General features: G+C 42.3%; 15 protein-coding genes and 1 pseudogene. 11 read left to right on the plus strand and 5 right to left on the minus strand.

Going from position 1 to position 24,638, the window contains the following annotated elements; genetic code table 11:
- Positions 1 to 38: 38 nt before the first annotated feature.
- From leuS to QVP94_RS16445, 5 genes are all read left to right on the plus strand, one after another.
- Positions 39 to 2,879 (plus strand): leucine--tRNA ligase, encoded by a 2,841-nt coding sequence (gene leuS, locus QVP94_RS16425; RefSeq protein ID WP_005860388.1) that lies wholly within the window; start codon positions 39 to 41, stop codon positions 2,877 to 2,879.
- Positions 2,876 to 3,754 (plus strand): YitT family protein, encoded by an 879-nt coding sequence (locus QVP94_RS16430; protein WP_005860386.1) that lies wholly within the window; start codon positions 2,876 to 2,878, stop codon positions 3,752 to 3,754. Before leuS ends, QVP94_RS16430 begins: the two co-directional genes overlap by 4 nt.
- An 87-nt stretch (positions 3,755 to 3,841) precedes the next feature.
- Entirely contained in the window at positions 3,842 to 4,423 is a 582-nt protein-coding gene (locus QVP94_RS16435) for a non-canonical purine NTP diphosphatase (RefSeq protein WP_022193009.1), read from the plus strand.
- Between the two features lies 1 nt (position 4,424).
- On the plus strand, positions 4,425 to 6,755 hold the full coding sequence (gene porZ, locus QVP94_RS16440) for a type IX secretion system anionic LPS delivery protein PorZ (RefSeq protein WP_022193010.1): 2,331 nt from the start codon (positions 4,425 to 4,427) through the stop codon (positions 6,753 to 6,755).
- Between the two features lie 4 nt (positions 6,756 to 6,759).
- Positions 6,760 to 7,833 carry an acyltransferase family protein gene (locus tag QVP94_RS16445; protein WP_022193011.1) on the plus strand — a complete coding sequence of 358 codons (1,074 nt, stop codon included), beginning with the start codon at positions 6,760 to 6,762 and terminating at the stop codon, positions 7,831 to 7,833.
- 153 nt (positions 7,834 to 7,986) lie between these two features.
- On the opposite strand, the gene QVP94_RS16450 is transcribed toward QVP94_RS16445, so the two are convergent.
- Complete coding sequence (locus tag QVP94_RS16450; RefSeq protein ID WP_022193012.1) at positions 7,987 to 10,407, minus strand: TonB-dependent receptor; 2,421 nt, start codon at positions 10,405 to 10,407, stop codon at positions 7,987 to 7,989.
- 581 nt (positions 10,408 to 10,988) lie between these two features.
- Positions 10,989 to 12,004 (minus strand): annotated as a pseudogene (gene nadA / locus QVP94_RS16455) (quinolinate synthase NadA).
- A 696-nt stretch (positions 12,005 to 12,700) separates the two neighbouring features.
- On the opposite strand from nadA, the gene QVP94_RS16460 reads away from it, so the two are divergent.
- Positions 12,701 to 13,231, plus strand: a complete 531-nt coding sequence (locus tag QVP94_RS16460; protein WP_005863736.1) for an RNA methyltransferase — start codon at positions 12,701 to 12,703, stop codon at positions 13,229 to 13,231.
- Here the strand turns inward: QVP94_RS16460 and QVP94_RS16465 are convergent.
- On the minus strand, positions 13,223 to 13,828 hold the full coding sequence (locus tag QVP94_RS16465) for a DUF4294 domain-containing protein (RefSeq protein ID WP_008773191.1): 606 nt from the start codon (positions 13,826 to 13,828) through the stop codon (positions 13,223 to 13,225). The two genes, QVP94_RS16460 and QVP94_RS16465, sit on opposite strands and share 9 nt — an antisense overlap.
- 119 nt (positions 13,829 to 13,947) lie before the next feature.
- Between QVP94_RS16465 and dinD the strand changes: the two genes are divergently transcribed.
- The 5 genes from dinD to QVP94_RS16490 are packed head-to-tail and all read left to right on the plus strand — an operon-like array spanning position 13,948 to position 22,149.
- Positions 13,948 to 14,775, plus strand: coding sequence for a DNA damage-inducible protein D (gene dinD, locus QVP94_RS16470; protein WP_022193016.1), 828 nt, complete (start codon positions 13,948 to 13,950; stop codon positions 14,773 to 14,775).
- 21 nt (positions 14,776 to 14,796) lie between these two features.
- Positions 14,797 to 15,606, plus strand: a complete 810-nt coding sequence (locus QVP94_RS16475; protein WP_022193017.1) for a PorV/PorQ family protein — start codon at positions 14,797 to 14,799, stop codon at positions 15,604 to 15,606.
- Positions 15,607 to 15,619: 13 nt separating this feature from the next.
- Positions 15,620 to 17,680, plus strand: a complete 2,061-nt coding sequence (locus tag QVP94_RS16480; RefSeq protein WP_022193018.1) for a ComEA family DNA-binding protein — start codon at positions 15,620 to 15,622, stop codon at positions 17,678 to 17,680.
- Between the two features lie 33 nt (positions 17,681 to 17,713).
- Complete coding sequence (locus tag QVP94_RS16485; RefSeq protein ID WP_005863728.1) at positions 17,714 to 18,493, plus strand: radical SAM protein; 780 nt, start codon at positions 17,714 to 17,716, stop codon at positions 18,491 to 18,493.
- Positions 18,494 to 18,525: 32 nt separating this feature from the next.
- Positions 18,526 to 22,149 carry a glycosyl hydrolase 2 galactose-binding domain-containing protein gene (locus QVP94_RS16490; protein WP_022193019.1) on the plus strand — a complete coding sequence of 1,208 codons (3,624 nt, stop codon included), beginning with the start codon at positions 18,526 to 18,528 and terminating at the stop codon, positions 22,147 to 22,149.
- A 78-nt stretch (positions 22,150 to 22,227) separates the two neighbouring features.
- On the opposite strand, the gene QVP94_RS16495 is transcribed toward QVP94_RS16490, so the two are convergent.
- Both QVP94_RS16495 and QVP94_RS16500 read right to left on the minus strand, forming a co-directional pair.
- The gene (locus QVP94_RS16495; protein WP_005863724.1) at positions 22,228 to 22,905 is read right to left on the minus strand and encodes an ORF6N domain-containing protein; all 678 of its coding nucleotides are present in this window, start codon (positions 22,903 to 22,905) and stop codon (positions 22,228 to 22,230) included.
- 6 nt (positions 22,906 to 22,911) lie between these two features.
- A complete protein-coding gene (locus QVP94_RS16500; protein ID WP_008773184.1) occupies positions 22,912 to 24,018 on the minus strand; it encodes an acyltransferase family protein in 1,107 nt (368 codons plus the stop codon).
- Between the last annotated feature and the right edge of the window lie 620 nt (positions 24,019 to 24,638).

Consider the following 24,638-nt stretch of genomic DNA (forward strand, 5'->3'; position numbering starts at 1 on the left):
GCCTTAAATAGAAAACGATACAAAAACGATAAACGATCATGGAGTACAATTTCAGAGAGATTGAGAAGAAGTGGCACGACTACTGGATTGCCGAAAAGGTTTATAAAGTCGAAAAAGACACGAATAAGCCTAAATACTATGTATTGGACATGTTCCCCTATCCTTCCGGTGCGGGATTACACGTTGGCCACCCGCTCGGTTATATAGCTTCTGATATTTATTCGCGTTTCAAACGTTTGCAAGGTTTCAACGTATTGCACCCGATGGGTTACGACGCTTACGGACTACCCGCCGAGCAATACGCCATCCAAACCGGACAACATCCGGAGATCACGACAAAGAATAATATAGCCCGTTATCGGGAGCAATTGGAAAAGATCGGTTTCTGCTACGATTGGAGCCGTGAGATCCGTACCTGTGATCCCGAATATTACAAATGGACGCAATGGGCCTTCATCCGGATGTTCAACAGCTACTACTGCAACGACGAGAAGCAAGCCCGCCCGATCAGCGAGTTGATACAAGCCTTCGAGACAAGTGGTACGGAAGGTCTGAACGTAGCTTGCGGAGAGGAACTTAGTTTCACCGCCGAGGAATGGAAAGCCAAGAGCGATAAAGAAAAACAAGAGATATTACTCAACTACCGGATCGCTTATCGTGGCGAGACCATGGTAAACTGGTGTGCCGCCTTGGGTACCGTATTAGCGAATGATGAGGTCGTGAACGGTGTTTCCGAGCGTGGAGGCTATCCGGTAGAACAAAAGATCATGCGCCAATGGTGCTTACGTGTATCCGCTTACGCGCAACGCCTGTTGGACGGATTGGATACGATCGACTGGACGGATTCCTTGAAAGAGACCCAAAAGAACTGGATCGGACGCAGCGAAGGTGCCGAGGTTCGCTTCAAGGTAAAAGACAGCGACAGGGAATTCACGATCTTTACGACCCGTGCCGATACGATGTTTGGTGTTACCTTCATGGTATTAGCTCCGGAAAGCGAATTGGTTCAACAATTAACTACGGCAGACCAAAAAGCAGAAGTAGACGCTTACCTAGATCGTACCAAGAAACGTACCGAGCGCGAGCGCATCGCCGACCGTCAGGTAACCGGTGTATTCAGTGGTTCCTATGCTATTAACCCGTTTACGGGCGAGGCAGTTCCCATCTGGATCAGCGACTATGTATTGGCCGGCTACGGTACGGGAGCGATCATGGCGGTTCCGGCGCACGATAGTCGCGACTACGCTTTCGCGAAGCATTTCGGACTGGAAATCCGCCCCTTGGTGGAAGGTTGCGACGTAAGCGAGGAAAGTTTCGATGCCAAGGAAGGTATCGTATGCAATTCTCCGAGAGCCGGCGTTACTCCTTATTGCGATCTTTCCTTGAACGGACTGACGATCAAGGAAGCGATAGCCGCTACCAAGAAATACGTAAAAGATCACGATCTGGGACGTGTGAAGATAAACTACCGCTTGCGCGACGCTATTTTCAGCCGCCAGCGTTATTGGGGCGAACCGTTCCCGGTATATTACGACGCCGATGGCATGCCTCAGATGTTGCCGGAAGAATGTCTGCCCCTGTTGCTGCCGGAAGTAGATAAATTCTTGCCTACCGAGACGGGCGAGCCTCCATTAGGACACGCCGTTAAATGGGCTTGGGACACGGTAAACCAAAAAGTCACCGAGGTATCGAAGATCGATAACCAGACGATCTTCCCGCTAGAGCTTTGTACGATGCCGGGCTTCGCCGGTTCTTCCGCTTATTATTTGCGCTATATGGACCCGCGTAATGATAAAGCCTTGGTAGCTAAAGACGTGGATGAATATTGGAGAAACGTGGATTTATATATCGGTGGTACGGAACACGCTACCGGCCACTTGATTTACAGCCGTTTCTGGAATAAGTTCTTGTTCGACTTGGGTATCGTTTGCGAGGAAGAGCCGTTCAAGAAATTGATCAACCAAGGTATGATCCAAGGACGCTCGAACTTCGTGTACCGCATCAACGGAACCAATAAATTCGTTTCCTTGAACTTGAAAGACCAATACGAGGTCACCCCTATCCATGTAGACGTAAATATCGTATCTAACGATCTGTTGGATATAGAGGCTTTCAAGAACTGGCGTCCGGAATACAACGACGCGGAGTTCGTATTGGAAGATGGTAAATATATCTGCGGATGGGCGGTCGAGAAGATGTCCAAATCCATGTTCAACGTAGTGAACCCGGATATGATCGTTGAGAAATATGGTGCCGATACCCTACGTTTGTACGAGATGTTCCTAGGCCCGTTGGAGCAATCCAAGCCTTGGGATACGAACGGTATCGATGGCGTACACCGTTTCTTAAAGAAGCTTTGGGGCTTGTTCTTCGGCAATACGGATACCCTGCAAGTTACCGATGCCGAGCCTACGGCCGACGAATTGAAATCCTTGCATAAGCTGATCAAGAAAGTAACGTTCGACATCGAGCATTTCTCATACAACACGTCCATTAGCGCCTTCATGATTTGCGTGAACGAGTTAACGAGCTTAAAATGCAGCAAGCGCGCCATCTTGGAGCCGCTGATCACCTTATTGGCTCCGTTCGCTCCCCACATCACGGAAGAGCTATGGCATCAATTAGGACATGATACGACCATCTGCGATGCCCAGTGGCCGGAACATAACGAAGAGTATCTGGTAGAAAAATCAGTTACCTACGTCATCTCATTCAATGGTAAAGCCCGTTTCAACCTCGAACTTCCGGCAGATATCTCCCGTGAAGACGCTGAGAAGGCGGCCTTGAGCCATGAGAACTCAGCGAAGTGGATGGAAGGCAAGGCCGTTAAGAAAGTTATTGTCGTTCCCGGCAAAATCGTTAATATCGTAGTGGGATGAACTTAAAACTCACAAAAATCTATTTTTCCGTACAGGATTATCTAATGATCCTGTTCGGAACTTTATTATACGGATTCGGATTCAACGCCTTTATCCTTTCCAACGAGATCGTGACAGGTGGGGTAAGTGGTATCTGTGCGTTGATCTTCTTTGCCTCCAATGGATTGATCCCGGTATCCGTATCTTATTTTGTCATCAACGTAGCCTTGTTGGTGGTAGCCTTAAAGATCCTTGGTCTAAAATTCTTGATAAAAACTATTTTCGGAGTTTTCTCACTCTCGGCTTCTCTCTCTCTCTTCGAGTGGCTGCTGAAAGGACAACCTATACTGCACGACCAGCCGTTTATGGCTATCATAATCGGAGCGTTTATGTGTGGTGCCGGACTAGGATTGGTATTCTCGGCGAACGGTAGTACCGGAGGTACGGATATTATCGGTGCGGTAATCAATAAATATAAGAATATATCGATCGGACGTATCCTTCTGTTTTGCGATTTCTTCATCATCAGTTCCTCTTTCTTCCTGTTCCATAACGTGGACAAGATCGTTTTCGGTTTCGTGGAGATGGTCATAAGCAATTACGTTCTCGACATGGTATTGAACGGTAACCGCCAATCCGTACAATTCCTCATCTTCTCCCAGAAGTACGACGAGATAGCGGATCGCATCATCCATGACTTAGGCCGTGGCTGTACGATACTGGACGGCGAGGGCGGTTATTCCCGCAAACCCGTCAAGGTAGTCGTACTACTCGCCAAGAAATCCGAATCCGTCTCCATCTTCCGGATCGTGAAACGGATAGACCACCAAGCGTTCATCTCCCAAAGCATTGTCCGAGGGGTATATGGTGAGGGGTTCGATCAGATAAAGACTTAAAAAAGAATATACAAACAATTTAAAGCATTTCCATACGTTATATATCTACCGTATAGAAATGCTTTCTTATTTAATAGATTACGAAATATGAAACTTGTATTCGCGACAAATAATCAACACAAACTGGACGAGGTCCGCAAGATAACCGCCGGATACGCGGAAATCATAAGTTTATCCGATATAGATTGCCATGACGATATCCCCGAGACGGCAGATACCTTAGAGGGAAATGCTTTGCTAAAAGCCCGCTATATCAAGGAGAAATTCGGATATGATTGTTTCGCTGACGACACGGGATTAGAAGTCGAGGTATTGAATAATGCTCCGGGAGTCTATTCGGCTCGTTACGCAGGAACAGGGCACGACTCGGAAGCTAATATGAACAAGCTGTTGTCCGAAATGAATCATAAAGAAAACAGAAAAGCACGTTTCCGCACGGTCATAGCTCTAATCCTTGACGGAAAAGAATATACCTTCGATGGTATCGTGAATGGCTCTATCACTACCGAAAAATGCGGAGATAGCGGATTTGGATACGATCCTATATTCATGCCTGATACCTATACACAAACTTTCGCCGAGATGGGTAACGATACAAAAAACCAGATCAGCCATCGTGCGAAAGCCGTCATGAAGTTAACATCATTTTTATCTGATTACAATTGTTAATATGAGACATATACTTACTATCATTCTATTTTCATTCTTTTCATTCACTGTATTAGCCGCGAATTTTAATACAACCGGATGGAAAACGTATCTTTCTTACAATAACACAAACAGCGTAGAGGAATCGAACGACCAAGTATTTGTGGTAGCGGAAGGATCTCTTTATACGTATGGAAAAGATGATAATAGTATTAAGCAATATTATAAAGGAAACGGATTAAATGATAATACGATTTCTTTGATCCGCTATAATAAACAAACAAAATCACTCCTTATTATCTATGATAATTCAAATATAGATATACTTGAGGGAGGAGTGGCGACAAATCTACCTTATCTGTCGACCAGTACGTCCATAAGAGACAAACAAATCAATTCAGTATTGGTACATGATGAATATGCCTATTTATCGACAGCATTTGGTATCGTCGTGGTCAATATGGCCAAAAAGGAAATAAAGGATACCTACAAGCTTTCCTTAAATATAACATCGTGTGCCATACAGAATGGCAATATATATGCCTCTACAACCAATAAGGCAGAAGTATCTTCGGGGATTATATACGCCTCATTAAAAGAGAACCTACTGGATAAGGCAAACTGGAAGCCCTATGGATTATCAAACCTTTCCGATAGTCATACGATCTCAGCTATCGCTTCATTCAAGAATACCTTGTTCTACTTGGTCAGTCAGCAAGGTATCTTCTATGAAAACAATGGAGAGCTTTCCCGAATAATAAATAGCTCAACCCTAAAATACATGAAAGTAATAGGCGAAAAATTAGCATGTATAGATAACTCAAGGGTTTTCATCGTATCCGATACGCAAAAGTTTGACCAAATAAACTTAAGTATCAATGATATCAGTACCTATCAAACAGACAAATATTGGATAGCGGAAGGAAGCAAAGGGCTACGTTCCATCCAACGGAAAGGCTCAAATAGTTTTGAGGCTCTTAATGAACCTATCATTTTAGACGGACCTTACAGCAATAGCGCATTCGATATTGTTTGTAAAAATGATAAAGTATATATGATCATAGGAGGTAAAGACCTCCTAAATGGTAAGCGCTTCGACAAAGGAGGTTATATTCTTACATACGATTATGACAAATGGTCTTTTATCGATCCTAAAGAAGCCCAAAAGAAACTCAATTTACCAAGAAATCCACGAGACTATACAAGTATAGCCGTAACGACCGACGATTCTAATGACGAGATCGTATACGCCTCTTCCATGGGTGATGGCGTTATCCAATATAAGAATGGAACTCCCGTCCAGTCATACAATGAAAAGAATGCCTTTAAAGAAACCGCGGGAGGCTATGGGTCCGGTTATTGTTATATAGATGGACTGGCCTTTGATAAAAATGGAAATTTGTGGATGACAAGCTCAGAGGTTAACCATGCGGTACTTGTTCTTGACAAAGCAGGAGCATGGCATCGTTTGGATATCGAGCAACTTAGAGGAGTTTATACAATAAACGATATACTCATAACCTCCACGAACGACAAATGGATTTATGTGCCTCGTAACACCCCTAAACTTGTAATGATACCGAATAGCGAGTCTTTAGACGAAGTTTCCTCGTATGAGTTTACTACACTTATTGATACCGACGGAAAAGAATTGACTCCTAGTAATTATACATGCGTAGCCGAGGATAAGGATGGATATATCTGGGTTGGTACGAATCGGGGGGCCGTATATTTCACTAAACCTAGGATCTCTTCCGCTGAGGATAAAGCCGCTACACGTTGTACAAGGGTAAAATATACCAATGAGGAAACTGGCAATCTCGCTTATTTCTTAGATAACGTTGTCGTCACGACCCTAAAAGTAGACGCAGGTAATCGAAAATGGATTGGAACCAAAGGAAATGGCGTCTATGTTCTAGATAATGATAATGAGACAATCGTTTATCAATTTAATACGACCAATAGCCCGCTCCTTTCCGATAACATATACGATATAGAGATAAACGATAAGACCGGTGAGGTTTTTATCGGTACCGATAAAGGACTAAATTCCTATCAAGGAGAAGCTTCGGAGGGTAAATCTGATTACTCGGAGATCTATGCATATCCTAATCCGGTACGTCCCGAACATACGGATAAAGTAACGATTGTAGGATTAATGGATAATTCGAATGTAAAAATCACGGATTTAAACGGAAATATTATTTATCAAACTAAATCCTTGGGGGGGCAAGCTATCTGGAATTGCCGGAGCGCAAACGGATCACGTGTAGCAACAGGCGTATATCTTGTACTAGCTTCCACAGAGGAAGCCTCAGAGAGCGTTGTAACAAAAATCATTGTAGTCAAATAGAACAATGAATCAATCAGAGAAAGTTTTACTCAACTCCAGATTAATAAATCAAGTAAAAGAAGCGAATAATTTTGATTTTATTCGCTTCTTTCTTGCGTATTCTGTCATGTTCAACCATTTCAGCACACTGACAGAGACAGATCCTTTTTGGTTTGTTAGCGGAGGATTTCGAGTGAAAGGTTTCTTTATTATTAGTGGATTTCTTGTTATGTTTAGCTTCTTACGTACGCCTAATACCCGGATTTTTTTCCGTAAACGTATTCAACGTATTATGCCCGCCTACAGCTTGACTATTTTATTATGTGCCTTAATCGGATTATTCCTTACCTCTTTATCCTGCAGGGAATACCTCACCTCTTCTAGCTTATATACCTATCTTATCTGTAATTTACTTACATTTAACTTTTTATCGCCGGATTTACCCGGCGTATTCGATACCAATCCTTTACAAGCGATGAATGGGTCTTTATGGACTATCAAGGTTGAATTCATGCTATATATCACCATACCCATTATCTATTGGTTACTGAAAAGATACAATAAATTGGTATGCCTACTTCTTATTTATATCTTATCTTTCATCTACTCGACAACGTGTAATTATTTAGATGATATGACACACAACCCTATTTATGAATTCATGAAAAGACAATTCCCCGGACAAATGATGTACTTTTGTTCCGGTATTATCATACTTGCCTATTTCCCTGTTTTTCGAAAATATATGAGATATTTGTTCCCTGTCAGCCTATTTCTTTTATTGGGTAGAGAGTATCTGCTGCTGAGTATTTTCGAGCCTATCGCTCTAGCCTCTATCATTATCACGGTAGCTTACGGATTCAAGTGGTTACATGTATTCAATCGGATGGGAAATTTCTCGTATGGTATCTTCTTGATTCATTTCCCGATCATCCAGATATTCATTCATTACGGACTTGATCAATATAGCTTTATATTGACATTGGCTCTTACCACTATCCTTAGCACCGGATTAGGTATGTTATCCTGGAAATACATAGAGAAACCTTGTTTATATCATCCTAAAAAGAAAAACCAGATGAACGCAATGCTCGGATGATCGGATCTGTTATCTTCTCCGCTCCTTTCGCAGCGATTAATGCCAAGAACCAAATTCCACCATCCGTAAAAGAGGGAAACAACTACGACTGCAGAATTTATTTGCAATCGTAGTTGTTTCCCGAAGACAAACCAATATAGTAAAGATACAATATCAATGCTTTATACCCTCAAACATCTCCGAGCGATCTTCTTTCGCTTGGGTGGATTTAGCCTTGAAACTATTAAATGTCCAACTCAACGTCAACGTGATTTGTGGATATTTGGGTTTGATACGTGTCAGGGAGCGTAAATCTGCCGTTTGGATATCGCTGATATATTTGGCAGAACGGAACATATCCCGGAAAGCTAAGGTAGCGGTTAGTTTCCGGTTACATAGTTGCTGGCGAACGGCTACGTTCGCGTACCAATAAGCGTCCGTACGGCCCTGCGTCGTTACGGAAGGGCCTACAAAACTACCATCCAATTGGATACGGGTGTATTTCCCCAGATTAAACAGGTTATTCCATAGGATATCATAATTGGTGCTTGAGGTCGTATTTCCACCGGCGGCCTGTTCGTTCTTCACCTTATAGTGATAAACGTTTCCGTTGACCGTGGTATTCCACCAACGTACCGGATGCAGGCTGACGCTTAGCTCGATACCTGTTGAATAATCATGTCCTACGTTTGACATCGAGTCTAAGGTTACACCAGCTGAATAGGGAACACGCAACCGCTCGATCTTATCCTTCCGATACCGATGAAAGGCGGTGGCGGATACCGTATTTTCCCCGAAACTCTTCCGGTAGTTCAATTCAAAGGAGTTGATGTACTCCGGACGTATATCCGGATTACCGATCTCGGCCGTATAAAAGTCGCGATACGTAATATAAGGCTCCATATAGAAAAGCTGCGGACGTGTGGTACGACGGGAATAGGAAGCCAACAAGCGATGCTCATTCGGGAACGTATAGCCCAAATGCACCGATGGGAAAAACTCAAAACGATTCTTCGTACGATCCGCTCCCTCCACGGAACTTCGCAAGACCGTATGCGTATGCTCTCCCCGAACGCCGGCTTGCGCCTCTAAATTCTTCCACGTATGGGAAAGAATCGTATAGATAGAATTCACCCCTTCTTGAAAATAAAACGTGTTGTAGATATCGTCACGCCAAAAGAACGTTTGTCCCTTGGGGTCCCACCATTCCATATTGTAATCGCCGTCTTCCAGATAAGAATAATATTGGTAACCCGCCTCTAGCTTACCTCCTTTCCCGAAAGGCAAGGCGTAATCCAGATTGATACGCATCGTTTCCCGATGCTCGGCCTCATAAGCACGGTGCCCCTGTTGGCGTTGTCCTTCCAAGGACATCAAGTCGTTAAAGAAATATTCCAAGGCATGACCGCCATATTTGTAATAGGCGCTACCGGAAAGCTCGTGTCCCTTATCGTTGAACTTATGCTGTACCGCCAGACTTCCCAAACCTATATTCTCATCATTATCATAATCATCTATGCTTCGATAATCTTCCGTCACCAGAGAGCCGCCCGCTACCGAACGGGTTTCCTTATAGTTCATTTCTCCCTTACGCTTATTTCCGCCATAGCCGCCCTCCAGATCCAATGCGATGGTTGTCTTGGGAAGATTCAGGCTCCAACCGCCTTTCAGCGTATAATGGTAACTGTCTCCCGTACGAGGCCCGACGGAATGCGAGGTTGTTGTTTGATCGCCAACCACCGTCTTCTTCTCTTGGTCGAAATCACTCTTACGCATACGATCCGTCCACTGTCCGCCGATGTACCAACGGGAACGCTGATGTTGCTGTGCCAACAAGAAATCAACATGGCGGGAAAGCCACGTACTTCCCGAGAGATTCACCATCCCGCTCAATCCTCGCTGGGAATGCTTCTTCGTGATAATATTAATGATACCCACGTCGCCTTCCGTATCATGCTTGGCGGAAGGTGTCGTGATAATCTCTATATTCTCTATATGCCCGGCCGGGACTTGCTCCAAAGCCTGTGTACCCGAGAAGACACTCGGCTTACCATCTATGTAAACCAAAAAGCCGCTGCTTCCACGAAAAGTAACATCGCCTTCCGCGTCTACCCGTATGGAAGGCGTATTCTCTAATATATCCACGGCGGAACCGCCTCCTCCCATCATATTGGAAGAGGCCTCGACCACTTTCTTATCCAACTTATAAACCAATTGGCGTTTCTCGGCCACTACCTCCACTTCGGCGATACCTACCTCCAAAGGACTCATCATCAACTTACCTAAATCCACCGGAGACGAGGCATCCAAGATGATATCATTCTTTGTAAACACATCATATCCCATCAGACGGACCATGACCACATAATTACCCGGAGCCACCTTAGTAAACGAGAAACGTCCTTGATCGTCCGGAAAAGTCTGTTGCAAAGGTTTTTCACTTCCCATCGTAAACAGAAAGATATCCGCATAATTAATCACTTGATTCGTAGAGGCATCTATTAACTGCCCCTTAATACGGGCATCCGGAGAAGAAGCCCACGAGAGCGCGCAAATCACCCATAATAAGGCCAACATTAGTCCTATCTTTTTCATGATATTGAGAATTACAATTAGATTTCTACGCAAAAGTAACTAAATTCAGAATGTTACGGTAATTAATAGCGATCATTCTCGATATATTCTTTCCCGGGATCGTCCGAGTTCGAGTAGCGAAGCAAATGGTTTCTTCCTAGGGAAACAAAAGTTTCTATATGGGAAAACAGAAGTTTCTTCAGTACAAAACTTTAGTTTTCTTCTATGAAAACAAATGTTTTCTATGTGTAAAACTTTTGTTTTATACCATAAAAAACCATAAATACTTATATATTAATATTTTATCTATATAAAGAAAGGAAGAAAAACGGACTGATTATATACGTAGAGTGTAGAAAATTCCTTTGACGGCATGGCAAAGACACTTACTAAAAGCGGGAAATGATGGTAGATAAAGACTTACTATTGTAGATGTTTTCCTATCTACAACAATAGGATAAATATTTTAAATTCAAATGATTATAAGGATAGTTGTAGATATTGTAGATAATTTTGATTATTTACATATAATAGACCGGGCTTAGCTTTTATATCACTCAAGTCCGGCCTATCGGTTGAGACCTATCCCGCATTTGTTTGGATCAGAGTCCCAGCTTCTCAGAGATCTCCAACATCTTCTTGATCGGTTTGATCGCCTTCTTCTGTACCTCCTCGTCCACGAATATCTCCGGCATCTCGAACTTCAAGCAATTATATAGCTTCTCCATCGTGTTCAAGCGCATGAAATTACATTCGTTGCAAGCGCAAGTACTGTCGTTCGGAGGAGCCGGGATGAATTCCTTATCCGGACTCTGCTTGCGCATCTCGTGAATAACGCCACTTTCCGTCGCTACAATGAATTGTTTCGCGTCGGACTTAATGGTATGCTTCAGCAAAGCCGCGGTCGATCCTACGAAGTCTGAGACCTGTATAACCGGCTGCTTGCATTCCGGATGGGTGATCACTTCCGCGTTCGGGTACTGTTTCTTCAAAGATAAGATCTTCTCCAATGAGAATTGCTCATGCACGTGGCAAGCGCCATCCCAAAGCAACATATTACGTCCCGTGATGCTATTGATATAATTACCTAAGTTACGATCCGGACCGAAAATCATCGGTGTACCTTCCGGGAAGCTCTCCACGATCTGGCGGGCGTTCGTGGAAGTAACCACCACATCCGTGACCGCTTTCACGGCGGCGGGCGTATTTACGTAAGAGATTTCCCTATGGTCGTATTCACGTAAGAGATTACCGTATGACCGGGATGTTGCTTGACGAACTCGGCAAACTCCGGAGCCGGACAACTATCCGCCAAGGAGCAACCGGCATTCAAGTCCGGTACCAGCACTTTCTTATCCGGACAGAGGATCTTCGCCGTCTCTCCCATAAAGTGAACCCCACAAAGCACGATGATATCCGCCTTCGTCTTAGCCGCCCATTGTGCCAAGGCCAGACTGTCTCCCACATAGTCCGCTATATCTTGTATATCGCCTGTTTGATAGTAATGCGCCAAAATAATCGCATTCTTCTCTTTACGTAACTTGTCGATCGCTTCCTTAAGGTCTAAATCCTTAGGAACGGGCGCATCCATGTACCCGATTGATTGGTTTGTCAACATAGCCTTATATATTAATGATTCCTGTTTCTACTGCTCCCAATAGGCTTTTCACTATATATAAACAATATTATCCACAGAAAGTATTACTGATAATCTTCATCTTATCTAGTTTATCAACCTATTGTTCACAAAGCACAAAGGTATAAACTTTCTTCATTTATAGAAATAACAAGAAAGATTCTTATCTTTGCTGTCGATGGATGAGCTGTCGTGAACCATCAAGAGTTATCCACAATCATTATATTATATTCTTATTAATCTTTAATTTTAAAAATAAATATGATGAATATGATAGGCTGTTGAAATGGTTAATACATTTTTGTTACAATCTTTGGTTATTGACTTATTAAAGTCTGTGAACGGTTTATCAAAAGGATACCAACAGCATGGATGTCTATCTATAGATTGTAATTCTTATAGTTATAGACTTTATGAATATTTAGCTGTTTATTGTTGATAACCTTGATTGTGAAAAAATAGATCCTCCAGCAAGGCTGTCAATAGGTGTATAAGGGCTGTTGATAGTGCGTAGTAAATAAGTGGCTTATTCATTTGCTAATTTGAGAAAGGGGGGTGTATGGACAAGTATTTGAATAAAGCAAGAAATATTTTTCATTTTATGTCCACTACTTATTAATAGCTTTTCAACGGCATATCCACGGATATTCGCTACTTTCGCGGTCAAAGATATTTGTTATGCGAAAATTAAAAGTAACCGAATTGAACCGCCTGACTCCCGAGGCTTTTAAGGAAAGTAAGAAGATACCTTTAATCGTTGTTTTAGACCATGTTAGAAGTCTAAACAACGTGGGTTCCGTGTTTCGTACCTCCGATGCTTTCCGGGTAGAGGCTATTTATCTTTGTGGTATTACGGCTTGCCCTCCGAATGCGGAGATCCATAAGACCGCTTTAGGAGCGGAAGAAACCGTAGATTGGGAATATTTCAAGGATACCCCGGAGGCTGTTGATAAACTGCGCCAAGAGGGGTATACGGTATGTGCCGTGGAGCAAGCGGAAGGTAGTGTCATGTTAGATAACTTGCAGTTAGACAAGACAAAGAAATACGCTATCGTCATGGGTAACGAGGTAAAAGGCGTTCAACAAAATGTGGTTGATAACTGTGATATATGTATTGAAATACCTCAATACGGTACAAAGCATTCCTTGAACGTATCGGTTACTACCGGTATCGTGATCTGGGATTTCTTCAAGCAACTATCAGATTAAACCATTCTCAACCAATACGACGACCCGTTCGGTCATGGCATCTTTACCTTTCGGGTCGTATTCCGATTTCAGACTGGCTCCGAACATTCCGGCGAAGAAATTCCAAAAGCCCGCACGGAAACTTCCCAGATAGGCTTTCAATAAATTGTAACTGGATTGATTACATTCCCTATCGATCAGTTTGATAAGTAGCTTGCCTTGCGAGAAGGATAATTTTTTTAGTTCCGGTTTATATTGGGCGAACAACTCTTTCTCCATCCGTTTCAAGTGGGCTTGGCGGGCCTTGTCATTCGGTAAGGTTTCCATGTATTCGTAGGTCTCTATCAACGTATCATACACCATCTTGGCATAGGGCAAAGTACGCTTTACGTCTCGTACCAACTTATTGTACTTCGCTTGTTCACGCTTATTCTTAAACTTAACTTGAGGATATATGAAAACTTCCCGAAGGTTGACGACAGCCATTGTATCACCTTCATACAGTTGAGCTTTCTGATAACCTTCCGGAACAATATTTGTCTTTACCGCCTGCGCCATCCCTTTAAAGCTACAGAGAACAAGTAGAGCCAAAACACAATATATCCCTTTTCGTATCATATACCGCGAAAATATAAATACTGCGTGACTCTCAGCATCATTTATCTGTTAATAACTTGCTAAATGAATATAAAACATTACATTTGCGCAATTGACAACAACTTAAGAATATATTAACTATGAAGAAAGAAGAAATTACCGCCCTATTCGGAAAATTCGAATCCATTTCATGTGAGGTAGAAGGCATAGAATGCTGGAGTGCCAGAGAGTTACAACCCCTATTAGGATATGCCAAATGGGATAACTTTATCAATAATGTAGTGGTGAAAGCCAAAGAAGCGTGCCGGAATGCGGGAGAAAATATAGAGGATCACTTTCCCGATGTCGGGAAAGTGATTATTGTGGGGCATGGTGCTGAGCAACAAATAAATGACATCTTATTAACACGCTACGCATGCTATTTAATCGCACAAAATGGTGATAGCCGTAAACCACAAGTCGCTTTCGCACAGACTTATTTTGCGGTACAAACCCGTAAGGCCGAGGTGATTGAACAACGCCTATTGGATTGTGAACGCTTAAAGGCCAGAGAAAAATTAAGTCAGACTGAAAAACAATTATCCGGAATCTTATACGAAAGAGGCATTGATAATAAAGGATTCGCGATTATTCGTTCTAAGGGAGATCAAGCTTTATTCAATTTAAGTACACAGATGTTGAAAAAGAGAATGAACGTCCCCACGAATAGACCTATCGCTGATTTTTTACCGACTATAAGTATAAAAGCTAAAGACCTAGCGGCTGAAATGACAAACGTAAATGTGCAAACGAAGGATCTATATGGACAATCTCCTATTGAAAAAGAACATATTGATAACAATACTGCTGTACGTGATATGTTATTGCAAAGGGGGATTAAGCCTGAACAACTTTCTCCTAATGAGGATATTAAAAAGGTACAGCGTAGGATAAATAAGGATAATAAGAAAAACTTGAAGAATAAGTAGAAACCATACAAAATCTTAACTATGAAATATCTATTGCTATCCCTGTTTACGGGGATATTTTCATTGTATGTACATGGTGTTGATAACTTACGTTTACCGGATGTTCGTAGCGTGGGAATGGGAGGGAATATGGCGACGCAATCTATTTTATTCAATCCGGCCCTTATTGTCGATAAAGAGAAAAAATCTATTCACTTAGAATACTTTAATCGGTACATGTTGAAAGAACTGGGTACGATGTCCGGTAGTTTTTATTATCCGAATCAACTATTATCCGCAGGTGTTGATATCTCTGTTTTCGGGTTTGATAAGTACAGGGAGATGATGGTTCGTGTGCTAGGAGGAAAACGCTTGGGGGATCAATGGGCGTTAGGGCTTGGAGTTCACTATAGTTTCTTGCAAACTGATCTATTGGAAAATATAAGATCCAGACTGTCAACAGATCTTGGAATCACTTTCTCTCCTATTGATAAGTTGTTAATAGGAATGTTAATAATGAATTTTCCTTCTGTTTCTATAGGAGATAAAGATATTGAAATAGAAGATTTTAATTATTATTTAATTCAAATAAGTTTTCAATGGGAGATTATAAACAGTCTGTTAATTACAGGAAGTGTAGGAACGGAAAATGAAAACCTAGTTGTTGGAAACTTTGGTCTTGAATACACTGCTTTCGATTCTTTTTTTATTCGTGCCGGAATACAGACCGCTCCTCTCCTGCCCTCTTTAGGAATTGGTTATAACTTTTCTTGCTTTACGATAGATGTAGCCTCTATTTACCATCCGATTTTAGGGATGAGTACCGGTCTTGGTTTATCATTCTCTTTTTAAATGATACTTAGCTATGAAACGATTGTTTATAATCTTGTCGATAATCCTGTTGATAAATAGTTATTACGCTAATTCTCAAATAGAATATTCTGTTGATAAGTGGATGGAGTATGTAGAGGAACTAGCCTTGGAAACCGAGGATACGGAGCGTATCGAAAGTTTGTATGCCGATTTATCTTATTTAACTGAGCATCCTTTTGATTTGAATGCCGTGACGGAAGAGCAACTGAAGCGATTACCTTTTCTATCCGATCGCCAAATCGAGCAGCTACTTTCCTACCGGAAACGATACGGAAATATGGTTAGCATCTATGAGTTGAAGAATATAGAGGATATCGATTTTCAGACGATATCTCTTCTCCTTCCATTTGTTTATATAGGTGATAATCTTGTTGAAAAACGGTTGCTTACGGTTAAGAACCTGTTGAAATATGGTCGTAATGAATTACAAATCAGGTATGATCAATGTTTTCAACAGAAAAAGGGATATGGTGAACAAACGGACAGCATACTTTCGTTATATCCGAATCGTAAATATAGAGGAGAACCTTTCTATCACTCCTTACGTTATTCCTATACTTTCGAGGATCGTTTACAAGCAGGCTTCGTAGCTGAGAAAGATGCGGGCGAACCTTTTTGGAACGCATATCATAAAGGATATGACTTTTATTCCGCACATCTATTCCTAAAAGATATCAACTGGTTAAAAAGCTTGGCTATAGGGGATTACAAGATGTCTTTCGGACAAGGTCTGGTGATTAGCAATGACTTTTCTCCTAGTCGTACGGCAGTAGTCGCTCAAGCGGAGCGAAGGACAAATGGCTTCCGTAGGCACTTCTCAACCAATGAACAGGATTTCTTCCGAGGGGTGGCTAGTACGATCACGATTAGAAACTTGGATATAAGTGTTTTCTATTCGTACCGGAAAATGGATGCGGCTGTAGATAGCTTGACATTCACCTCATTAAAAACGGATGGACTTCATCGTTTACAACGGGATTGGGAAAAGAGGAAAATGATAACGATGCAGGTATATGGAGGAAATATCCGCTATGCTACATCTCATTTTCATGTAGGTTTAACGGCTCTCTCCTATTCATTCGGTAAGTTTAAGATGGACCCCGATCCAAAACCTTATAACCTGTTCTATTTCAGAGGTTCCAACAATTTCAACATCGGTGTTGACTATATGTTGAAAAGTAACCGTATTAAGTTTTATGGCGAAACTGCCCTTTCGAAAAACGGAGCTATTTCTACCTTGAATGCCTTGCAGTTAACACCCGCTTCTTATATATCTTTCTTGGTATTATACCGTTATTACGACCGCCGTTATCAAGCTTTGTTTGGAAATGCTTTCTCGCAAGGCTCTACGGTTCAGAACGAGCAAGGAGTTTATATGGGATTGCAATTAACCCCGATCGCTCACTGGAAATTATCCGTTTATGCGGACTTATTCCGTTTCCCTTGGTTGAAATACGGGATAGACGCTCCTTCCGGAGGACAGGAATATATGGCTCAGATAGATTATACCCCTAGTAGAAACTATTCAGCTTATCTTCGTTATAAATATCGACAAAAAGAAAAGAATGGAACTTTTGAAAATGATAATTTATTGAAAATCAATACTTATAAACAACATCGTATTCGTTTTCAACAGGTTTATAACTTTTCTTCTCCTTTTATTTTTAAGACTTCCTTAGATGGTATTCTATTCGATGATCCTATAAAGAAACTTAATAAAGGAATTATGATCTCCCAAAGTATAGGCTGGAAGCCCACTACCCTACCTCTTCAAATGGATGGTTATCTAGCGTGGTTTCATACGGATGATTACAATAGCCGGGTCAGTTCGTATGAGAAGAATATATTATATGCCTTTAATATGCCCTCTTTTTATGGCGATGGGATGCGGTTTGCCCTCACCTTTCGTCTGGATATTTGGAAACGTTTATCTTTATCCGCTAAACTGGCCCACACCCATTATTGGGACAGGGATTTGATAGGTACTGATACGGAGGAGATAAGCGGTTCTGATAAAACAGATCTTTATGCTTTGCTTCGCTGGAAATTTTAGAGTAGATTTGCGTGGGTAAAAACAAACAGCGCTATGTCTACAATTCTTTTTGATAAAATAGTATTTGGCCCGATACATAGTCGGCGTCTAGGTGTCTCTTTAGGGATGAATTTACTTCCTACAGACGGGAAATTATGCTCTTTTAATTGCATTTATTGCGAATGTGGATTGAATGAGAATCATAGGACCCATAGTAAACTGCCTACTCGTACGGAAGTGAGGGAAGCCTTAGAGCAAAAACTAAGTTCCATGAAAGCGGAAGGGATCGCTCCGGATGTAATTACGTTTGCCGGAAACGGAGAGCCTACGATACACCCGGAATTCGGTGGAATCATTGATGATACGGTCGCTATCCGGGATCGGTTTTTCCCTGACGCTAAAATCGCCGTACTTTCTAACTCTACGATGCTCCATAAAGAGGAAGTCTTTCAAGCCTTGAATAAAATAGAGGATAACATATTGAAACTGGATTCCGTATTAGACAGTAGGATCCGGCAGATAGATGTACCTAATTCTCCGGCGTTTAATTTCGAGTCTTTATTAAAACAATTATGTCGTTTTAACGGAAACTTGATTATACAGACCATGTTCTTGAAGGGGGAATTAAACGGGGAATCGGTTAATAATATGACAGAAGAGGAGATAGCGGGCTGGATTTCCGCCTTAAAACAAATCCGTCCGAAACAAGTCATGATTTATACGATAGATAGGGAGACCCCGGTTAAAGCTTTGAAAAAAGCTACTAAAGAAGAATTAGATGCGATTGCGGAACGGGCCCGGAAGGAGGGTTTTGACGTGACGGTATCTTATTAAACTAACTAATTTAGAGAAACACAATAAGTAGTATGAGAACATTCAGTAAAAAGAAAAAATTGCCTCGACTCTTGACGCTTTGTGGAGCGGTAGCGGTCTCAGCATTGCTAGGAGGATGTGGGCAGAGCGGTGTTCCGGCGGAATCTTTCGATCGGTCGGATTATTATACCAGAGGTATCGGTTCGTATCCGGGAGATCCGGGGGAGGATTTTTCTCCTTCATTACGTCCGGATTATTCCACGTATCGTAACATAGCTCTTTTGCGTAGCGCTTACAACTCATCCAGTTATGATTACAATCTAACGGCTCAACTGGTGACGGATGGTGTTATTAGCGATAAACAGCCTCAGTATCTGGATCTTTCCACACAAAATGGGGAGATTGCTCGTCGTGAGCGTGAGTGGATGATCGATCAAGGTCCTTATTCTCGTAATGCGGTTACAGGCGAGGATGCCTATTTCCTGTTCACGCTGAATAACTGGAAAGAGAAAGCCGACAAGGTACAATTTCGTGGCAGCGTGGCTTATGACGAGAATAAGATTAAGGATGGATATGAGATTGTTTGCGAGGGATCGAATGATGGAAATACTTGGACGGAATTGGCTGCCTTAAAGGGTAAAGGTATGCCGGGTAAGGCCAGCAAGTATAAGGCCCATTCGGACCCGAATAAGAATAGCTGGGATCCGGGTACGTTGCCCACCCGTATGTTGAATGAGACTTTGACATTCGATCAACCGGGTGAATATGCTTATTATCGGATACGATTGAAAATGGAAGGTGCCGCTTATTGGGCATTCTTCGAGATGAATTTCTATAACCAAGATAAGTTGATAGATTTGCTTCCTTCCAAATTCTTTAATAGCGCTTGGATGAGTGCCACGACAGGAGAGGAGTGGGTCTATGTGGACTTGGGTAGCCAATCCGAATTCGACAAAGTAAAATTACATTGGATCAATAAAGCGATCAAGGGTAAGATTCAAGTTTCTGACGACGCGAAACAATGGGTTGACATAGCGAATCTTCCGGGTGGAGATGCTAATCTGGATGAGATCAAGCTAAAAGGAAAGGGCCGCTACGTACGGGTATGGATGGAGCAACCGGCTAATGACGGACGCTATATCTTAAGCGAGATAGAGGTGATGGGTAAAGGTGGCTTGCTTGCCCAACCGGCTGCTGCTCCGGCTTCTACAAAAGACGAGATCCGTTTGTCGGGCGGAAACTGGAAAGTACAACGAGCTTCCGAGGTAACCGCTTCTGGTGAGGAAATATCGAAACCTTCTTTCTCTCCGGAAAATTGGATCGTGGCGACCGTACCGGGAACGGTATTGAGCAGTTATAAGAATATCGGAGCTATCCCGAATCCGAATTACGCGGATAACTTGATGCAGATATCCGAGTCATTCTTCAACTCTAATTTCTGGTATAGGGATGAGTTTGAGGTACCCGAAGGATTCAAGCAAGATCGTTTGTTCTTGAATTTCGATGGTATCAACTGGAAAGCGAATGTATATTTGAACGGTAACAAGATCGGCCGTATCGAGGGAGCGTTTATCCGAGGTGTATTTGACGTTACAGACAGGGTCGTACCGGGTAAGAACGTTGTCGCGGTGGAGATCATCAAGAATGAGCATATCGGAGCTATCAAGGAGAAGTGTGAGAAGAATACGGATTTCAACGGTGGTATCTTAGGCGCTGATAACCCGACCTTCCACGCTTCGATCGGTTGGGATTGGATCTCGACGATCCGTGGTCGTAATATCGGTATTTGGGATGATGTGTACTTGACTTCTACAGGCAAGGTAACGATTCAAGACCCGTTCGTACAGGTTGTATTACCGTTGCCGGATACGACTTCCGCTACATTGACTCCGGAAGTGATCGTGAAGAACCATGATGCCGCTCCAGTAAAGGGTGTATTGACAGGAAAGATCGGCGATATCACTTTCGAGCAACCGGTGGAATTAGCCGCCAACGAGGAGAAGAGCGTTGCTTTCGACCCGAATACCTTTAGCCAATTGAAGGTTCAGAACCCACGTCTGTGGTGGCCTAAAGGGTACGGATCTCCTTATTTATACGACGCTAATTTCACCTTTAAGGTAGGCGATAAGGTATCCGACTCTGAGGATTTCAAGGTAGGTATCCGACAAATGACCTTCAATGAGAATAATAGTATCTTGAGTATCTTTATCAATGGTCGTCGTTTTATCGGCCGTGGCGGTAACTGGGGATTCGGTGAGTCTAATCTGAATTACCGGGGTCGTGAGTACGATATCGCCGTGGCTTACCATGCCGATATGAACTTTACGATGATGCGTAACTGGGTAGGACAGATTGGCGATAAAGAATTATATGAGGCTTGCGACCGTCATGGTATCATGATCTGGCAAGATTTCTGGTTGGCGAATCCTTCCGACGGACCCGATCCTTATGATCCGGAGATGTTTATCGCCAATGCTGAGGATTATGTGAAACGTTTCCGTAACCATGCCTCTATCGGTATTTATTGCGGGCGCAACGAGGGCTTCCCGCCGGAGCAGATCGACAAGGCTTTACGCCGTATCGTGAAAGAGGATCATCCGGGCTTACATTATATCTCCAGCTCGGCGGATGAGGTGGTAAGTGGCCATGGCCCGTACCGTGCGCTTCCTGTTAAAGAATACTTTAGCTTGAAGAATGGTAGTGATAAGTTCCATAGTGAGCGGGGTATGCCTAACGTGATGAATTACGAGAGCTTGGTTCGTACTTTCTCTCCGGAAGCGCTTTGGCCGCAAAACGCTCAATGGGGACAACACGATTATACGATGGAAGGCGCCCAGTCTTGCGCTTCTTTCAACGCTATCATCGAGAAGGGCTTTGGCAAGCCGAACAACGCCAAGGAATTCGCCGATCTGGCTCAGTGGGTAAACTATGATGGTTACCGGGGTATGTTCGAATCGAGAAGCTTGAACCGTAAGGGATTATTGCTGTGGATGACGCATCCGGCATGGCCTTCTATGGTATGGCAGACTTACGATTATTATTTCGAGCCTACCGCCGCTTACTTTGGTTGCAAGAAGGCCTCCGAGCCTCTGCACATTCAATGGAATCCGGTTACGGACGAAATCGAGGTAGTGAACTATAGCGCCGGCGTACGTAATGGTTTGACGGCAAAGGCTCAAATCATCAATATGGACGGTTCTATTTCATGGGAAAACGAGGTTTCCGTGGATAGTAAGGAAGATACGACCAACAAATGTATGAAACTGGATTTCCCTGCTAGCGTATCCAGCGCTCATTTCGTCAAGTTGACGTTGACAGAGAATGGCAAGATCGTATCGGATAACTTCTATCTGCGTGGCGTAGAGGAAGGCAACTACCAAGCTTTGCGTGAGATGCCAAAGGTTACTTTACGATCCAACGTGGCAACCAATAAGGGTAATGACGGTACTTGGACCGCTACCGCTACCTTAGAGAATACTTCATCCACCCCGGCTCTGATGATCCGTGTGAATGTAGTGGGCGAGAAGGATGGCGAGCAATTCCTCCCGATGTTCTATAGCGACAACTATTTCTCCTTGCTTCCGGGCGAGAAGAAAGAGATCAACATCCATTGGAAAGATGTAGATACGAGAGGCGAGACCCCGAAGGTGGTTATCTCCGGTTATAACGTGAACTAGTCAGCTAGGCTGATACCTATAAAAAATCCAACCATTCTCCGATATGAATAGGAGAGTGGTTGGATTTTTTTTGCAATTCTAAATTTCAGATTTATCTTCAGTTTTATTGTTATTTTTAATACGTTTTACTGTATGTTTAAGTTTTACGGCCATAAGATTCAACTCTATGGTAGATTCCATTTCAGTTGTATCAGCATCATCTATCAACAGATCAGATAAGAGTTGGCCAGTTCGTTTCACAATACCTTTTTGTTTTATTAGGTCAGGTTCATTTTGAATTGCATCTACATTTCGGATAAGCTCACGTAGTTTTATGAAAGAATCTATTATAGCGATAGTTGTTTGTGTGGCTCTTGGACTTTTTAATATAGTAGCCAGCATATAAAGTCCTTTTTCAGTGAAAGCTTTAGGTTCTACTGTTGATTTTTTTAAGTTTTCCATCCGGTGGAAATTTTCCACCACATACTGTTTCTCAGAGGGTTTCAATGTGAAAAAATAACCACTGGGGAACTTTTCAGGATTATTTCTCACGGCTTTGTTTATATCCCTTGTTTCTGTTTTATATAATTCTGCTACATCTCTATCTAGTAGTATTTTTTGTCCTCTTAACTCAATAATACGTTCCTCTACTTCTTTCGTTCCAATAACTTGAAGTTCATTTTCCATAGTTAAATTATTAATTTGATTTTTGTATTTATGCTTTGTATATAGAGCAAATATAGTGATTTTTTGTTCTATATACAGAGCATAGATCATTTCTTTTTACAACTTGATATAAATCTTCTTCTTATACAAGAAATATCCCGGTATCCAGTTTAATACCACGAAGAAGATAGCCCAAGCCAGCGATCCTCCGAAATCGCCGAATATCGGCCTGAACAGATCCATATACATAAAGGCGGAGATACCGCTCATCCCCAGCAATACGGCCAATATATCCCCTTGTACATACAGATACAACGGGTTGATACCGAACGACTCAAAGAATAACGTCCATTTCTTCTTCCCGTTTATATCGATGATCCAGATTAATAAAGCGAGAAATAAGGAGGCGAATCCGCAAGTAACCAATACGAACGTACTACTCCATATCTTTTTATTGATAGGGCAACCATAGCTTAGCAAGAAACCGGCAAAAAGAATAATCGTACCGAAAATGAAGATATTACGGATAATCAACTCATTGTTCTTTTTACAATCCTGTATTACCTTTCCTACGTAGAAACCGAGTAATACATGCGCTATGCTACCGATGCAGCTCAAGAGCCCTTCCGGATCAAAGGCGATCCGTGTACCATCTGCCATATCATCGTGATACATATGCGATGTACCGAATAAAGTTCTGTCCACGATCGCTATAATGCTATCCTCCGACATTTCCATACTATGCGTGAAACCTAGTAATGCCCAGTAAAATATCAATATACCAGCGGCTACTTGCAAAATATACTTATGATTAATCGCTAATCCTATCAACGACCCGAAGCCGTATGCGAGCGCCAACCTTTGCATCACCCCAAGGATACGTAAATTCTGGAAATCGGTAAATCCATTGTAGCAAACATGCCCGAACAGATTCAGCCCTAATCCCACGAGGAATATCAATACCGTGCGTCTCAATACTTTCGTCACGCTTTCTTTCGACAGCTTGAAGTTATATTTCCGAAGCGAGAAAAACATGGAGACCCCCATGATGAACATAAAGAACGGAAATACCAAATCGGTGGGAGTGAGGCCGTTCCAACGTGCATGCTCTAAAGGCGTATATACATACTTCCATGACCCGGGGTTATTTACCAAAATCATCCCCGCAATCGTAATTCCCCTCATCACGTCGAGGGATAGCAATCTTCCGGATTGTTGTGCCATATTGATAGTAGATTAAAAAGTTACCAATAAAAGTCCAAAGATAATTGAATTTCCTACAATATCCCTGCCTTCGGGAATACTGTTTTTAGTATATTGAAAATCAGATGTATAAAAACATGTACATGTTTTCGGAAAAACACGTACGTCTTTTTTCGGAAACACGTACGAGAATTTATGAAAACACGTACGTGTTTTTCCAAAAAGATGATGGAGATATCCAAGCGATAAGAATTTTATACAATAAGCCTAATAATCAATTATTCTTTAAGGTTTGATGAAAAATATGCCTATCTTGCGCATAGAATCTAAAGATAGGAACCAATGAGGCATTTGCTTATTTTGATATCGCTATTATCCACACTCTCATTTATAGGTTGTCGAGATGAGAGCGATGCCATATACCTAATCGATCGTGCGGAATCCTTGTTGAAATCCGATCCGGATAGTTCCCAATATCCTATTGGATAGCATAGCCGTGCCCGATAATTTGAGTGATAAATTATTGGCTCGTTGGTGTATGCTATCCGGTAAAGTGGCGGACACGTTATATACGGATCTGCCCTATGTACAACAATTGCTACGTGCGCAAGCCTATTATAAGTCACACGGGACAAAGCAAG

Origin of the sequence: Parabacteroides sp. CAG:2, from assembly GCF_000436315.1 — a bacterium.
Classification (GTDB): Bacteria; Bacteroidota; Bacteroidia; order Bacteroidales; family Tannerellaceae; genus Parabacteroides; species Parabacteroides distasonis.